Here is a 14586-nt window from a genome sequence, read left to right as displayed (position 1 = left end):
GGGCGGGACGAGCCAACAGCCGGGCCGGACGAGCCAACGGCCGGGCGGGCGGACCCAGGATGGCGGGGCAGGCCCGGAGCCGGTCGCACCGGACGGTACGCGTTCGAAGGGCGACATCGGGCCGAGCCGGCTCCGCGCGAGCGCGACGGAACGGCCGGCAGGCCGGGGGAAGGCCGGGGCGGCCGTCGAGCCGTGGGCCGGCGGCACGCCGGGCGGCGTGGGCACCGGCGGCGCGACCGGGGTGGGCGGCAGCCGAGGTGCGGCGGCGGGCCGCCAGCACCAGCGTCAGCAGGGCGCGAGAGAGCGCCGGGACCCCTGGGAGCGCCCGCCGGCTGCGGCGCAGCACGCCGACGCACCGGGCGAGCCGACTCCCCGCGTCAAGAACCAGCCCCGCGTCGCCGCCCCGTCGCGGTCGATCGCATCCGGCCGGCGCGGCCGTTCGCTGGGGCACGGGACATTCGCTGGGGCACGTGCCGGTCGGCCCGGGTCCGCCCGCCCGCGGACCCCGGAACCGCTCGGCGGGTCAGACGACGACGCGGACCCGCTCGGCCTGCGGGCCCTTCTGCCCCTGGGCGATCTCGAACTCCACCCGCTGTCCGTCGTCCAGCGCCTTGTAGCCGTCCATCTCGATCGCGGAGAAGTGGACGAAGACGTCCTGCCCCCCGTCGACGGCGATGAAGCCGTAACCCTTTTCGGCGTTGAACCACTTCACGGTGCCCTGTGCCACGGTGCACTTCCTCACGTCGCGCGGCCTGCCAAACCGGCGGGACGCCGGCGGGAACCGGCGGCCCCGGACCACCTGCTCCGGGGTCGACGACGACCCCGAATACAGTGACCGAAATCGCACGGTACACGAGCCGTCACGGCAGCGCACGACCGCAAAAGGGGCTATATCGGACCGACCTCCACCCGGAGCTACATAGGCGTACGTCACTGCGGTAAGCATGCGGGATGACAGCAGGTCCCCGCCCCTTGGTTGCCGGGCCTCCCGGGTCGGGCGGGACGGCCGCCCCGGCCAGGCGGGCGGCCGTCGTCCGCCGGGTGACCCCGTGGGACGCGGCCCGGATGCGCGCGCTGCGGCTGGAGATGCTCGCCGACGCCCCGCTGGCCTTCCTGGAGACCTTGGCGGACGCCGCCGCCCGCCCGCACGCCGACTACGCCGCCCGGATCGCCTCGGTCGCCGTCGGCCGGCACACCGCGCAGTTCGTCGCCGACCCGGGCACCGACCGCCCCGGCGGTCCCGCCGGCCGGTTCCTGGGGCACGCCGGCGGCACGGTCGCCCCGGACGAGCCGGGCCTGACCGTGGTGTACGCCGTCTACGTCACGCCGCGGCGACGGGGCACCGGCCTGCTCGCGGAACTGGTCGACGCGGTGGCCGCCTGGTCCCGCGAGTGCGGCCGGCCGGAACTGATGCTGGAGGTGGTGGTCGGCAACGACCGCGCCTACCGGGCGTACCAGCGGCTGGGTTTCGTCGACACGGGCGTCCGGGTCCCCCACCCGAGGATTCCCGCCCTGCGCGAACTCCAGATGCGCCGGCCGGCCTGAGCGCCCCGGCCCGCAGCGGGCGGTGCGGAGGGGGCGGTACGGAGGGGCCCAGCCCGACGTCCCGCGCCGGGCAGGGCCCCTGCCCACCCGTCAGGCGGGGCGGCGGCTCTGCACGACGCGGAACCGGTTCGCCACGTACGCGCCGTCGGTCAGGGCCGCGTTGGCGGCCGGGTTCGCGCCGCTGCCGTGGAAGTCGGAGAACGCCGCCGACTGGTTGACGAACACGCCCCCGGTCAGGTTGCACGACAGGTGCACCCCGGCGTCGATCGCCGCCGCCTCGGCCGCGTCCAGCACCGCCTCGTCCGTCGAGTAGACGGCCGCGGTCAGCGCGCCCTTCTCCCCCACCGTCGACCGCAGGATCTCCAGGCTGTGCGCGGTGGAGTCGGTGGCGATCACGAACGAGATCGGCCCGAACCACTCCCGCGAGTACGTCCCGGTGTCGCCGGCCGCCAGCTTCACGATCGTCGGGGTGCGGACCACCGCGCCGGGGTAGGACGGGTGCTCGACGGCGCGCGACTTGAGCACGGCCTCACCGACTGCGGTGACCTCGTCGAGGCGCTCCAGCACCCCGTCGTTGACGATCGCGCCGGTCAGCTCGACGCCCCGGGCCGGGTCGGCGGTGATCTTGGTGACGGATGCGGCGATCCCGGCGGCCACCTCGTCGAAGCTCTTGTGCCCCTGGTCGGTGGCGATCCCACCCGCCGGGATCAGCAGGTTCTGCGAGGTGGTGCACATCTGGCCGCTGTACAGGGTCAGCGTGAAGCCCAGGTTGCGGCACATCCCGGCGAAGTCGTTGGTGGAGTCGACCACCACCGTGTTCAGGCCGGCCTTCTCGGTGTAGACCGTCGCCTGCCGGGCGTTGGCCTCCAGCCAGTCGCCGTACTCGGTGGAGCCGGTGAAGTCGACGATCTTCACGGCCGGGTGCAGGGCGAGCGTCGAGGCGAGCTTCTCGCCGGGGGCCTCGGGGGCGAGCAGCACCAGGTCGGGGTCGAAGCCGGCCTCGGCGAGCACCTCCCGGGCGTACCGCACGGTGATGGCCAGCGGCAGCACCGCGCGCGGGTGCGGCTTGACGACCACCGGGTTGCCGGTGACCAGCGAGGCGAACAGCCCGGGGTACGAGTTCCAGGTCGGGAAGGTGTTGCAGCCGATGACCAGAGCCACCCCGCGCGGCACCACGTGGAACGTCTTGGTCATCCGCAGCGGGTCGCCCTTGCCGGCGGCCTTCTCCCAGCCGGCCGTCCCCGGGTGCCGGGTCATCTCCGCGTACGCGTAGGCGATCGCCTCCAGCGCCCGGTCCAGCGCGTGCGTCCCGCCGGCCTGGAAGGCCATCACGAACGCCTGGCCGCTGGTGAACTGCACCGCGTTGGCCAGCTCGAAGACGTGCTTGTGCAGCCGGTCGAGGATCTCCAGGCAGACCCCCGCCCGGGCCTGCGGGCCGGCGTCGCGCCAGGCCGGCAGCGCGGCGGAGGCGGCGGCGACCAGCTCGTCGACGCCGGCGTGCGGGTAGCGGACGTTCAATTCCAGCCCGAACGGGCTCGCCTCGGTGGCGACCCGGTCGCCGTCGCCCGGCTGGTCGAGCGGGAAGTCACCGCCCAGGTACGCCTCGAAGGCCGCCTTGCCGTCGGCGGCGGCGGTCTCGCCGTACACCCGGGGGCTGGGTGATTCCGGATAGGCGGACCAGTACCCGCGCTCCGCGATCGCGGTCAGCGCACGGCTGAGGGTGTCGGCGTGCCTGTCGTACAGGGGATGCGGGGTCTCCGTCATGCCCGCCATCATGCCCCAGCCGCGAACCGGACAGTAGGGGCCGGCACCAGGGCTGGTGACCCCGGCCCGGCCGCCGCATGCTGGAGTGATGCGGCAACGCGCCTGCACCCGGGCCACCTGGCTGAATGGCACCACCCCGGCCGGGCTGGCGCTGGCCGTCCTGGCCCGCACGGCCCGGGTACGCACCCCGGACGGGTTGGTGGTGGCCGGCGGGTACCGGCTGCCGGTGCCGAGGCAGGAGTGCTTCACGGTCGGCTCGGTGATCCTGACCCGGCGCCCCGCCGAGTGGCTGCTGCACCCCGACCGGGCCGACCTGCTGGGCCACGAGACCCGGCACGCCCGCCAGTACGCGCTGCTCGGGCCGTTGTTCTGGCCCGCGTACTGGCTGGCCTGCGCCTGGTCGTACGCGCTGACCGGCAGCTACGGCCGGGGCAACGTCTTCGAGCGCCGGGCCGGCCTGGCCGCCGGCGGCTACCCCGAGCCGGTGCTGCGCCCCTGGGCGGCCCGGCTGGTGGCCCGGCGCGCGGGCCGCGACCACCGTCGGCGTGGCGGGCCGCCACCGGGGCCGGCGCGGCGCTGAACCGCCGGGCGTCGCACCGGCGGCCCGGTCAGAGGGTGAGCTGCCAGTCGGTCCAGGCGTCGACGGGGCGGAAGCCGAGCCGCTCGTTGATCGCGATCATGTGCCCGTTGGCCGCCGCGTTGAAGGTGTCCACGGCGCGCAGCGCCGGCTCGTGGCCGAGGGCGTACCGCAGGTTCTCCACCTTCGTCAGCAGCCCGAGCCGGTGTCCCCGGTGCGCCGGGTCGACGATGGTGATCTGCTGGAACGCGTGCCACGACAGGTCGGGGCCGACGTCGAGCACCGTCCAGGCGACCAGCCGGCCGGACGCCACGTGCACCGCCCCGTGGTGGTAGCGGCGGCGCCCCCGGGCGTCGAGCGCCCGCTCGATGCCGCGCACCCGCTTCACGTCGATCCGCTCGGGCTCCCACTCCAGGTCCCCGATCGGGGCGTCGGCCATCAGCCGGCCGTCGAGGTGGGCCACCTCGGCGACGTACTCCTCGGGGGCGTGCCCCTGCCAGCCGACGGTGCGGTAGCCGGCGGCGTGCGGCCGGGCGTCGGCGAGCAGGGTGTCGAGCGCGGCCGGGTCGACCCGGGCGGCGTCGAGCCGGCGGCGGACCTCGGCGAGCGCCGGTCGCGCGCCCACCGCGGCGGCGAACGCGCCGCCGGCCCCGTCGCGTCCCGGCCCGTCGGGCAGGGCCGAGACGGCCATCCCGACCACCCGCTTGCGCCCCTGCCCGCGCAGCACCCGCAGGCAGTGCTCGTGCAGCGCCCGGCCGACGCCGTGCCGGCGGTGCGCGGGGTCCACGAACAGTTCCACGGTGGCGTTGTCGGTGTTGTCGAGCTGCGGCAGCTCCAGGCCGAGGTAGCCGGCCGGCACGCCGTCGCGGTGGGCGAGCGCCCAGACCGGCACGCAGCCCGGCATCGGGTGGCGGAGCGCGGCCTCGAGCCGCCGCCGGCACGGCGGGGGGAAGTCGGGGACGTCCGCCGCGTCGGCCGCCGCCCTGATCCGGTACGCCGCGTCGACCGCGCCCTGGTCTGCCGGGTCGACCGGCGTGATCGTGATGCCCATGGAGCCGAGGGTGACCCGGAAAAGACGATCGGGCCAGCGAATTAATCGCCGGCCCGATCGGACGTGGTCGGGAGGGACGATCGCACAACGCCTCCGGCGTTGGGTCGCAAGAACTGAAAGTCTTCGGCGAAACGCCCTCCCGCACGGAGCATCTTGCGCCGTCCGGTTCCTGCCGTCAAGTCCTCGGCGGCGGGTTTCTCTCACCGAGGGCAAAAAGTCGGTTACCGGGCGGATCCGCCCCATCCCCCGTCCGGCTGATCCGCCTGTCCACCGACCGGATGGCCAGGCAATCTTCTCCGGGTGCGGCATGTCGCGTCCCCTGAGGCACGGGAGGATGCGACATGCCACACACCGTCTCGATCGGGGCCGGGTCAGCCGAGCAGGCCGGCGTCCCGGGCGGCGCGCAGCGAGGGCCTGATCCGGTGGGTCGGGCCGACCTGACCGGCGACGGCGTCGATGGTCTTCAGCCCCTCGCCGGTGTTGAACACCACGGTCTCCGCCGCCGGGTCGAGCCGGCCGGACTCGACGAGTTTGCGCAGCACGGCCACGGTCACCCCGCCGGCCGTCTCGGCGAAGACCCCGGTGGTCCGGGCCAGCAGCCGGATGCCGGCGCGGATCTCGTCGTCGTCGACGTACTCCATCCAGCCGCCGGTGCGCCGTACCGCCTCCAGGGCGTACAGGCCAGCGGCCGGATCGCCGATGTTGAGCGACTTGGCGATGCCGGTCGGCCGGACCGGGGTGATGATGTCGCTGTCGGCGTGCAGGGCGGTGGCGATCGGGTTGCAGCCGGCCGACTGGGCCCCGAAGACCTTCCAGCCGCCGACGGGGGCCTCGACCAGGCCGATCTCGACCAGCTCGCTGAACGCCTTGTCGATCTTGGTGAGCAGCTCGCCGCTGGCCATCGGGATGACCACCTGGGCCGGGATGCGCCAGCCGAGTTGCTCCGCCACCTCGTACCCGAGGGTCTTGGAGCCCTCGGCGTAGTACGGACGGACGTTGACGTTGACGAACGCCGTGTCCTCGAACTCGTCGGTCTCCACCAGTTCGCCGCACAGCCGGTTCACGTCGTCGTACGAGCCGTCGATGGCGACCAGCTCGCCCCCGTAGACGGCGGTGGTGACCACCTTGCCCGCCTCCAGGTCGCCGGGGATGAACACGATCGAGGGGACCCCGGCACGGGCCGCGTGCGCGGCGACCGAGTTGGCCAGGTTGCCGGTCGAGGCGCAGGCGAACCGGGTGAAGCCGAGCGCCCGGGCGGCGGTGAGCGCCACCGAGACCACCCGGTCCTTGAACGAGTGGGTGGGGTTGGCGCTGTCGTCCTTGACCCAGAGCGGGGCGGTGATGCCCAGCTCGGCGGCGAGGTTGGGCGCGGCGACCAGCGGGGTCAGCCCCGGGTCGACGGTCACCCGGGTGGCGGGGTCCTGGCCGGCCGGGAGGAGGGCGGCGTACCGCCAGAGGTTCTGCGGGCCGGCCTCGATCTGCTCGCGGGTCACCCGGGCCAGGGCCGCGGTGTCGTAGTCGACCTCCAACGGGCCGAAACACTCGTAGCAGGCGTGCTGCGCGGCGAGCGGGTAGCGCGCGGAGCAGGCCCGGCAGACCAGGGCACGGGCGGGGCTGGCGGTGGTGTCGATGCCGGGCGCGGCGAGGGTCGACGTCATGTCGAGGAGGTCCTCTCATCTTTCCCCACACCGCACCCTGCGGCGGGGACGGAATTGGCACCTGTCCGCACCGCTCGTCGTCGAGCGCGCGGGTGGTTGCCGGGGCTTCGTCGGGCCGTGTCCCTCTGCCCCTCTGGATGAGGTATTCAGTTGTGCGCCTGAGTCTACGGCGGATTCCCGGCGCCGCCACCCGAGGTTCCCAGCGGGTGGCCGTTCCGGGGGCGTCGAATAGATCACACCGTCACCGAGGGCATCGATGTCGCCACCATCGGCGAGATCGGTGCCGGTGGTGCACGCAAGGGGGGTGGCCTGGGGTTTCTACGCTCACGGCGTGACGTACCCCCCGCCGCCCGGCATGCCCGGGCCACCCCCGAAGTCCCGCGGGCTCAGCCGGACGACCCGCATTGTGATCATCGTGGTCGCCGTGGTGGCGCTGCTCTGCTGCGCCGGCGCGGTCGGCGGCGGCTTCTGGTTGTTCCGCAGCGTGCAGGGCGCCACCGCCCCGGCCCGGGACGCCGCCACCGCGTACCTGGACGACACGAAGGCGGGCAACTACCCGGCCGCGTACGCCCGGCTCTGCGAGCGCCTGCGCGGCCAGGTGACCGAGGCGCAGTTCGCCCGAGCCTGGCGGGCCGAGCCGCCGCTGGGCGGGTACCGGGTCACCAACACCCAGGTCAGCACCACCAACGGCGACACCAGCGCCGAGGTGACCATCACGACCGCGGACCGGGAGAAGGTCATCACCCTGGTCAAGGAGGGCGACCAGTGGCGGGTGTGCGGAGGACCGACCGGCTGAGCTGAGTGGCGCGGGGCCGTTACGGTGCGGGCAACCACCCCCGAGAGAGGAACTGGCCGATGCGCCGGACCCTGCCCAGCTTCGCGATCCTCGCCCTGGCCTGCCTGTTGACCGCGGGTTGCGACGCCGAGGGGTCGACCTCCTCGGCGGGTACGACCACCGCTCCGGCCGCCGACGACCCGGCCGCCCCGGTGGAGGACGACCCGGAGCCCACCCCGGCGACGACGGGTCCCACCGCCCCGCCGGAGCCGACCGTCGCCGGCACCACCACCGCGCCGCCGAAGCCCGCGCCGAAGAAGGTGCCCGCGCTGACCTGCGAGCAGCTCGCCGGCGCCCACGTCGGCAGCACCAAGGTCCCCTACCAGGGGTACGCCGACTACCTCCCGCTGGCCGGGGGCGTCTGGTCGGGCGAGGACGGAGACACGGTCACCCTCCAGAAGCCCTGCGGGATCGGCGACCTCGACGGTGACGGCGCGGCGGACGCGGTCGGCGCGGTCGCCCTCAACGGCGGGGGCAGCGGCACCTTCTACACGCTGGTCGTGTGGCACAACGCCGACGGTGAGCCGGTCTACCGCAGCCTGGCCGAACTGGACGACCGGACCCCGGTCGTCTCGATCGCCGTGTCCGGCGGCCGGGCGAAGGTCGTCTGGCTGACCCGCTCCGCCGACCGCAGCATGGCCGAGCTGGACATCCGGCGCACCTCGTACTACCAGCTCTCCGGCAGCACGTTCACCGAGGTCAGCCACACCGACGCGGCGTACAAGCCGTAACGGATCGCGCTGCCGGCAGGGCGGTGTACCTCCACTCCGGACACCTCCCTACGCCTAGCTGTTTCATAAGCCCGGTCGGTCAGCTCTCATACCGGGCTGAGGCGGCCCGCGTCTGAGCTGCCATCCGCGCCCGGAGTGTGGCTGGTGCCAACACCTGTACCGCTGGCCCGAGCCCGAGCAGCGCCGTGCACGCCCAGTTCTCACCTTCGAAGGGGATGGTCAGTTCCACGTCGTCGCCGGTGGCGGTGAGGTCGATCCGGTCCTGCCCCGTCACGGCAACCAGACGACGCAGCCGGGGCAGGGCTGCTGTCGTGATCCGTACGGTGACCTCGATGAGGGCGTGCTCGGTCTCCATTGCCTGGCGGGACTGGGTCCAGGTGTCCGCGAGGACGAAGCCGGCGGGGCGGTGCACGGATTCGTCGAGGAGTTCCACCGTGCGGATCCTGGATGCCCGGTAAGTGCGCCGTTGCCCGTCGCGCAGGGCTACCAGGTACCAGTCGCCAGCAGCAAGTGTGAGCCCAAGGGGTTCGACGGTCCGTTCTGTGAGCGTGCCACTGCGCACGTAGCCGATGCGGATCCAACGGTCACGCCAGACCGCGGCGGCCAGATCCGCGAGGCGAGGCGTCGGTTCCCGCCGGCCGTACCAGCGGACCGGGTCGAGGTGGAACCGTTCCGCGCTGCGCTGAGCTCGCTGCCGGGCCTCTCCGGTCAGTGACGCCAACACTTTGGTGCGCACCGTATCGAGCATCGCGGTGAGTCCGAGGTCATCGGCGACTCCATGCAGGCCGAGGAAGGCCAGCGCCGTCGCCTCGTCAGCGCCCAGGCCGGTGAGCCGGGTGTGGTAGCCGCCCTCCAGCCGGTATCCGCCAGCAGGGCCGCGGACCGACCGCACCGGCACGCCGGCTGCCACAAGGGCCTCCACGTCGCGTTGGACCGTACGTTCGTTGACCTCTAGACGCTGCGCGAGCTCACGAGCGGTGAGCTGACCGCGTACCTGTAGCTGCATCAGCAGGGCCAGCATCCTGGAAGCGCGCACTACGGCAGTTTGCCATCCGTACTGGACAAGGGTTGTCGGGTATCGGTGGCACTGTGATGGCGAAGCGAACGAACGAAGGGAGCTCGAATGGCTGCCGCAGCGAAGCTGATCATGTTCAACATCGACTGTTCTGATCCTCGTCAGTTGGCCGTGTTCTACGGGCAGGTACTAAATTGGCCGGTCACGCACAGTGAGGAGGAATATGCGATGATCACCGATACCACGACGGCGATCGGGTTCGGCCGCGTACCGGACTACAAGCCGCCGGCCTGGCCCGAGGGCACCGACGCCAAGCGGTATCACCTTGACCTTGCGGTTGATGACCTGGGCGAGGCTGAGGCGAACTGTCTTGCACTGGGCGCCACCGTGCCGGACTTTCAGCCCGGCGGGCAACGATGGCGGGTCTTACTCGACCCCGAAGGCCACCCATTCTGCCTTTGCCTGAGCGGCCAGAGCTAGGCTACGTTTCATTTCTGGTCGGATCCATTCGTTGATCGTGGCGATATGCATGGCGCTACTTCGGATCGTCCGGAACGGTCCGGCGGCCTCGGCCAAGGTCTCCGCCCCGGTCAAACCCAGCACCGCCGCGCGGATGCGGGGCTCCGCGCGACGGCAAGGCGGGCTGCGCTCAGGCCGTCAACCTGCGTGACCGTGACCAAGCCACCGAACACGGCAAAAAGCTCGGAGGGCCGTGGCGGTGGTGTGCCCGATGTCGGGCCAATGGGCGGCGGCGTCGATCGCGGTAACCGGCGTCTAGTTCCGGCAACGCCGGACGGTGGGGGTGGAAGTCCCGCTCGGCTTCCACCCCCACCGTCTTCCTACGTGCTGAGCCTCAACTTCCGGCTCGTCGCCGTCGCAGCCACGACACCACGCCCGAACCCAGTAGCAGGATCCCTACCACGATCAGGACGCTGCCAACAGCCCGGATGAGTGGAGACGCATCTGGCCAGATGAAGGCGGCAGCTGCCACTGTTAGGAAAACTGCGAGCAGTGCCAGTGCCCCGATGACCTGCCGACGCCGCAAGGCCGATCTTTCTGTCATTCGTTGTAAGTCTCTATGAGTTCATTGTCCTTCTGAATTCCATACCTGAACGCCACGAGCCACCCGCCAAATCGGACAATGGTTTCAGGACATGTAGCGAACGCCGACCACGACGGCCCGTGCGGGCCGGACCCGGCAAGTCCTGCTTGAGCGCAACGTGCCTGGCAGTCAGCACCCTCCTTGATCGTTTGCTGAAATTGGAGAAGACACCCGGCGTGTCGTCTCATTAATCATCAAACGATCAAGGTGCTGCGCCGACTTGTGGCCGGCAATCGGCCGGGTTCGGCGGTCAGCTCGTGATGTCCTTGCGGGTGAAGCGCCAGAAGGCCAGGGACCAGAACAGGGTGGCGTAGCCGATCGCCGAGATGCAGCCGCGCACCACGTCGTCGGTCTGCACCGGCGTGGACAGCAGGCCCAGCCAGGCGCTGCTGTAGTGGGTCGGCAGGAACGCCCGGATCCCGCCGAGCGCGGTGATCTGGTCCAGGATGCTGGACAGGATCCAGAGCAGCACCGCCCCGCCGACCGCGCCGAGCGCCGCGTCCGTGACGACCGAGAGCAGGAACGCCAGCCCGGCCACCGCCAGCAGCACGACCGCCAGGTAGCCGAGCACGGCCAGCAGCCGCAGCAGCCCCTCCCCCGGTTCGAGCTGGGCCGCGACCTGGCTGCGCAGCGGCTCCCAGCCGTACCGGAGGGTGCCGGCGAGCAGGGCGGTGCCGGCGAGCAGCAGCAGCGCCAGCGCCGAGTACGCGAGCGCGACCAGCAGCTTCACCGCGAGCAGCCGGGCCCGGGGCACCGGGACGGCCAGCAGGTAGCGCAGGCTGCCCCAGCTCGCCTCGCTGGCGACCGTGTCGCCGCAGAACAGCGCCACCACCACGACCAGCAGGAACGACGCCGAGACCAGCAGCGCGAAGAGGGTGAAGTTCAGCCCGCCCGAGGTGGCCAGGTCGGACAGGCTGGCGAACTCGCCCCCGCCGTTGCGGTCGTCCTCGCCGGAGTCGAACTGGAACGCGATCAGGATGATCAACGGCAGCAGCACCATGAACCCGAGCGCGAGCTGGGTACGCCGCCGGGACGCCTGCCGGCGGAACTCCGCCGCGAACGGCAGGGTGGCCGAGGGGCGGTAGCCCGCCGCCGCGCCCACCGTGGAGGACGACTGCGCCATCACCGGTCCCCGCTTCCCCGAGAGTTCTCGCCCACCAGGGCGAGGAACGCATCCTCCAGGCGGCGGCGCGGCACCACCCGGTCCACCCCGATCCCGGCCCGGACCAGCTCGGCCACCACCTCGCTGCGCGCGGTGCCGTTGGTGTCCACCACCAGGTTCCCGTCGGAGTCCGGCAGCACCGTGACCCCGTCCAGCCGGCCCAGCACGTCGCGCGCGGCGGCCGGGTCGGTGACGTCGAACAGCACGCTCGGCGACTCGCCGACGATCTGCTCGACCGGGCCGGACGCCACGATCCGCCCCTTGTTGACCACCACCGCGTGCGTGCAGGTCTGCTCTACCTCGGCGAGCAGGTGGCTGGAGACCAGCACGGCCCGCCCGTCGGTGGCGTAGCGCTGGAGCACCCGGCGCATCTCGGCGATCTGCGGCGGGTCCAGGCCGTCCGTCGGCTCGTCGAGCACCAGCAGCTCGGGCAGGCCGAGCATGGCCTGGGCGATGGCCAGCCGCTGCCGCATGCCGTGGCTGTACTTACGGGTCCTGCGGTGCACCGAGTCGCCGAGCCCGGCGATCTCCAGCGCCTCGTCGAAGTGCGCCTCCGCCCACGGCCGCCCGGTGGCCCGCCAGTACGCCTTGAGGTTGTCCAGGCCGGACAGGTGGGGCAGGAAGCCGGGCCCCTCGACCAGCGCCCCGATCCGGGACAGCACCGGCGAGCCGGGCACCAGCCGCCGGCCGAAGACGTAGATCTCCCCGGCGGTCGGCTGGGTCAGCCCCATCAGCACCCGCAGCGTGGTGGTCTTGCCCGCGCCGTTGGGCCCGAGCAGGCCGACCACCTGGCCGGGATGCACCTCGAAGTCGACGTTCGACACGGCGACGAAGCCGTCGGCGTACTCCTTGCGGAGCTGCCGGACGGCCAGCGGGACCCCCGCGTACTGCGGGTGGACCGAGCTGTCCTGGCGGCGGTGCCGGCGGCGGGCCAGCAGGACGACCGTGACGAGCCCGACGGCGATCGCGGCCAGCAGCCCGGCGAGCACCCAGCGCCAGACGGTGGCCGTGGTGGGGATCGGCTCGCCGGCCACCGTGGGCAGCACGACCGGGCCGTCGCCGGCCGCCACGGTGTGGACGGTCGGCTCGGCCGGCGTGGTGTACGCCTGGTCGGTGGTGGCCACCACGATCCGCAGCCGGTGCCCGGCCTCGATCCGGCGGACGATCGCCGGCAGCGTCACGGTGACCGGCGGCGCGGCCCCGATCTCCGTCGGCAGCCCGGTCAGCCGGACCGGGGCGACCAGCCCGTTCGGCAGGGTCGCCGCGCCCCCGGGGTCGACGTCGTAGAGCTTGACGAACAGCACCGCCTCCCCGGTGGGCGACGCCGCCCGGATCGAGAGGGTCGGCGAGCCGGCCACGTCCACCGCCTCGGCCAGCGGCTGCGACTCGAACCGGGCGTGCTGGCCGGGGACGTCGCCGGCCACCCCGTCCAGCAGCGAGCCGAGCGCGCCGGCGAACGGCACCGAGGAGATGGCCGCCGGGTTGCCGTTCGGCGGGTTCGCGACGGGCTGGGCCGGCCCGGTCACCGCGACCTCGCGGCGTCCGTCGCCGGCCAGGCCCGGGTAGTCGGCGGTGCGGAAGCCGGTGGCGACCAGGCCGCGGTCGAGGGCGTCGAAGCCGGCGATCCGGGAGTACGTGAAGTCGTCGCCGGGTGCCCCTCCGGAGCCCCGCACGTAGTGGTCCAGCCACTGGAGGGTCAGGTACTTCACCCGGTCGGAGTCGTTGCGCGGCCCCGCGCCGCCGTCGTGGCCGCCGGTGTACCAGGCGACCCGGACCGGGGTGCCTGCAGCGGCGATGCCACGGGCGTTGGCGTCCGCCTCGGCGAGCGGGAAGAGGCTGTCCGCCTCGCCCTGCACCAGGAGGGTCGGCGCCTTGATCTTCTCCAGCACGCCGGCCGGGCTGGACCGGCGCAGCAGGTCCACGTCGGCCGGTTCGGCCCGCCCGGTGGTGGCGATCCGCAGGTACGCGGCGCAGACGTCGGCGGCGAACCGGCCGCAGGCCGGGTCCGCCGCACCCGCCGGGGCGCGCCCGGAGCCGGTGCCCGGCCCCGAGCCCGGCGCCGGGCCGGGCGGCCCGGCCGAGGCGGGGGCGCCCTCCGGCTCGGCGGCCGAGGTGCCGGAGAGCCCGGCGGGGCCGGAGCCGGCGTTGCCGCCGCCGCCGAAGAAGATCCCGGCCCAGCCCTTCTTGAACACGCCGGAGGTGGCGGCCTTGCCGGTGCTCTCCGGCAGGAACGCGCGGGACAGGTCGTTCCAGGTGATCATGGGAACGATCGCGTCGACCCGCCGGTCCTGGGCGGCCAGCAGCAGGGCCAGGCCGCCGCCGTACGAGCCGCCCACCACGCCGACCCGGGGGTCACCGGCGGCGTCGGTGCGCACCTCCGGGCGGGCGGCCAGCCAGTCCAGCAGCCGCTCGGCGTCCCGCACCTCGTAGTCCGGGCTGTCCAGGTGGATCTGGCCGCCGCTGCGGCCGAAGCCCCGGGCGGTCCAGGCGAGCACCGCGTACCCCTGGGCGGCCAGGTCCTCGGCATCCGCTCGGACCGACTCCTTGGTGCCGCCGAAGCCGTGCGCGAGCAGCACCGCCGGCACCTTGCGGCCGGCCGACGCGTCGTCCGGCAGGTAGAACGTGGTGTCCAGGTCCACCGGCTCGTCGCCGGCCGGCCCGGACCGGACGGTGACCAGCGCGGACTCGGTGCGGAAGCCGGCCTCGTCGGACCGGGTCGCCCACACCACGGCGGCGGCCACCAGCACGGCCGCCACCGATCCGGCGACGATCCGGCGGCGGCGGGTGCCCAGGGCCCGTCGGACCGGCGCGGCCGACAACGGCGATCTCATGCGGCAACGGTACGGGGCCGTCCCTGAGCGTTGACTGAGATCCTCCGTACGTCCGTCCGGTGAGTCCGTTCGGCGGCCGGATCGGATCGACCGCGCAGGGTCCGGCGCGGCCCAGTGAGATGAATTCGGATCACGTGAATTCCGATGTTCCTTCTGAAACCGCACCCGATCCATCCATGTCAACGGAACTATCGCCACCGAGGGTGCCTTCGCGATGCACGCGACGTGACATCGCTCGAAGTGACGCAGAACTGACTGGCCGGCGGCTCTGCCGGCCCTGCGCGGTCGGTTAGTTTTCCGGTCCGGTGAGTGGGA

The 14586-nt window shown here is 72.9% G+C and carries 12 protein-coding genes and 1 riboswitch; of the genes, 5 read left to right on the top strand and 7 right to left on the bottom strand.

The window, feature by feature from the left end; all coding sequences use genetic code 11:
* Positions 1-523: 523 nt before the first annotated feature.
* Positions 524-727, bottom strand: a complete 204-nt coding sequence (locus OOK41_RS05475) for a cold-shock protein (protein ID WP_117664878.1) — start codon at positions 725-727, stop codon at positions 524-526.
* 338 nt (positions 728-1065) lie between these two features.
* On the opposite strand from OOK41_RS05475, the gene OOK41_RS05470 reads away from it, so the two are divergent.
* Entirely contained in the window at positions 1066-1545 is a 480-nt protein-coding gene (locus OOK41_RS05470; RefSeq protein WP_266267734.1) for an N-acetyltransferase, read from the top strand.
* 90 nt (positions 1546-1635) lie between these two features.
* Here OOK41_RS05470 and paaN read toward each other — a convergent pair whose 3' ends face one another.
* The gene (gene paaN, locus OOK41_RS05465; protein WP_266263186.1) at positions 1636-3309 is read right to left on the bottom strand and encodes a phenylacetic acid degradation protein PaaN; all 1674 of its coding nucleotides are present in this window, start codon (positions 3307-3309) and stop codon (positions 1636-1638) included.
* Between the two features lie 88 nt (positions 3310-3397).
* On the opposite strand from paaN, the gene OOK41_RS05460 reads away from it, so the two are divergent.
* Complete coding sequence (locus tag OOK41_RS05460; RefSeq protein ID WP_266263185.1) at positions 3398-3889, top strand: hypothetical protein; 492 nt, start codon at positions 3398-3400, stop codon at positions 3887-3889.
* Positions 3890-3917: 28 nt separating this feature from the next.
* Here OOK41_RS05460 and OOK41_RS05455 read toward each other — a convergent pair whose 3' ends face one another.
* Complete coding sequence (locus tag OOK41_RS05455; protein WP_266263184.1) at positions 3918-4937, bottom strand: GNAT family N-acetyltransferase; 1020 nt, start codon at positions 4935-4937, stop codon at positions 3918-3920.
* Between the two features lie 371 nt (positions 4938-5308).
* Positions 5309-6595: a threonine synthase gene (thrC, locus tag OOK41_RS05450; protein WP_117664873.1), complete on the bottom strand. Its 1287-nt coding sequence runs from the start codon at positions 6593-6595 to the stop codon at positions 5309-5311.
* 12 nt (positions 6596-6607) lie between these two features.
* Positions 6608-6739, bottom strand: a riboswitch (SAM riboswitch).
* A 187-nt stretch (positions 6740-6926) separates the two neighbouring features.
* On the opposite strand from thrC, the gene OOK41_RS05445 reads away from it, so the two are divergent.
* Together OOK41_RS05445 and OOK41_RS05440 are read left to right on the top strand one after the other, a co-directional pair.
* Positions 6927-7391 carry a hypothetical protein gene (locus tag OOK41_RS05445; protein WP_266263183.1) on the top strand — a complete coding sequence of 155 codons (465 nt, stop codon included), beginning with the start codon at positions 6927-6929 and terminating at the stop codon, positions 7389-7391.
* Between the two features lie 59 nt (positions 7392-7450).
* Positions 7451-8161: a hypothetical protein gene (locus OOK41_RS05440; RefSeq protein WP_266263182.1), complete on the top strand. Its 711-nt coding sequence runs from the start codon at positions 7451-7453 to the stop codon at positions 8159-8161.
* A 79-nt stretch (positions 8162-8240) separates the two neighbouring features.
* Here the strand turns inward: OOK41_RS05440 and OOK41_RS05435 are convergent, their stop codons facing one another.
* Positions 8241-9197: a YafY family protein gene (locus tag OOK41_RS05435; RefSeq protein WP_117664870.1), complete on the bottom strand. Its 957-nt coding sequence runs from the start codon at positions 9195-9197 to the stop codon at positions 8241-8243.
* 87 nt (positions 9198-9284) lie between these two features.
* On the opposite strand from OOK41_RS05435, the gene OOK41_RS05430 reads away from it, so the two are divergent.
* A complete protein-coding gene (locus OOK41_RS05430) occupies positions 9285-9656 on the top strand; it encodes a VOC family protein (protein ID WP_117664869.1) in 372 nt (123 codons plus the stop codon).
* Positions 9657-10528: 872 nt separating this feature from the next.
* Here OOK41_RS05430 and OOK41_RS05425 read toward each other — a convergent pair.
* Both OOK41_RS05425 and OOK41_RS05420 read right to left on the bottom strand, forming a co-directional pair.
* Complete coding sequence (locus tag OOK41_RS05425) at positions 10529-11401, bottom strand: ABC transporter permease (RefSeq protein ID WP_266263181.1); 873 nt, start codon at positions 11399-11401, stop codon at positions 10529-10531.
* Positions 11401-14271: an alpha/beta fold hydrolase gene (locus OOK41_RS05420; protein ID WP_266263180.1), complete on the bottom strand. Its 2871-nt coding sequence runs from the start codon at positions 14269-14271 to the stop codon at positions 11401-11403. The genes OOK41_RS05425 and OOK41_RS05420 overlap by 1 nt, the downstream gene beginning before the upstream one ends.
* Between the last annotated feature and the right edge of the window lie 315 nt (positions 14272-14586).

Origin of the sequence: Micromonospora sp. NBC_01655 (assembly GCF_026339755.1) — a bacterium.
Taxonomy (GTDB): Bacteria; Actinomycetota; Actinomycetes; order Mycobacteriales; family Micromonosporaceae; genus Micromonospora.
This window is presented reverse-complemented; position numbering and strand designations above follow the sequence as displayed.

Excerpts from the sequence above, each read along its gene's own strand:
- OOK41_RS05440 (WP_266263182.1), top strand. The coding sequence starts at position 7,451 with ATGCGCCGGACCCTGCCCAGCTTCGCGATCCTCGCCCTGGCCTGCCTG.
- OOK41_RS05460 (WP_266263185.1), top strand. The coding sequence starts at position 3,398 with ATGCGGCAACGCGCCTGCACCCGGGCCACCTGGCTGAATGGCACCACC.
- OOK41_RS05425 (WP_266263181.1), bottom strand. The coding sequence starts at position 11,401 with ATGGCGCAGTCGTCCTCCACGGTGGGCGCGGCGGCGGGCTACCGCCCC.
- OOK41_RS05430 (WP_117664869.1), top strand. The coding sequence starts at position 9,285 with ATGGCTGCCGCAGCGAAGCTGATCATGTTCAACATCGACTGTTCTGAT.
- OOK41_RS05455 (WP_266263184.1), bottom strand. The coding sequence starts at position 4,937 with ATGGGCATCACGATCACGCCGGTCGACCCGGCAGACCAGGGCGCGGTC.
- OOK41_RS05470 (WP_266267734.1), top strand. The coding sequence starts at position 1,066 with ATGCGCGCGCTGCGGCTGGAGATGCTCGCCGACGCCCCGCTGGCCTTC.
- thrC (WP_117664873.1), bottom strand. The coding sequence starts at position 6,595 with ATGACGTCGACCCTCGCCGCGCCCGGCATCGACACCACCGCCAGCCCC.
- paaN (WP_266263186.1), bottom strand. The coding sequence starts at position 3,309 with ATGACGGAGACCCCGCATCCCCTGTACGACAGGCACGCCGACACCCTC.
- OOK41_RS05420 (WP_266263180.1), bottom strand. The coding sequence starts at position 14,271 with ATGAGATCGCCGTTGTCGGCCGCGCCGGTCCGACGGGCCCTGGGCACC.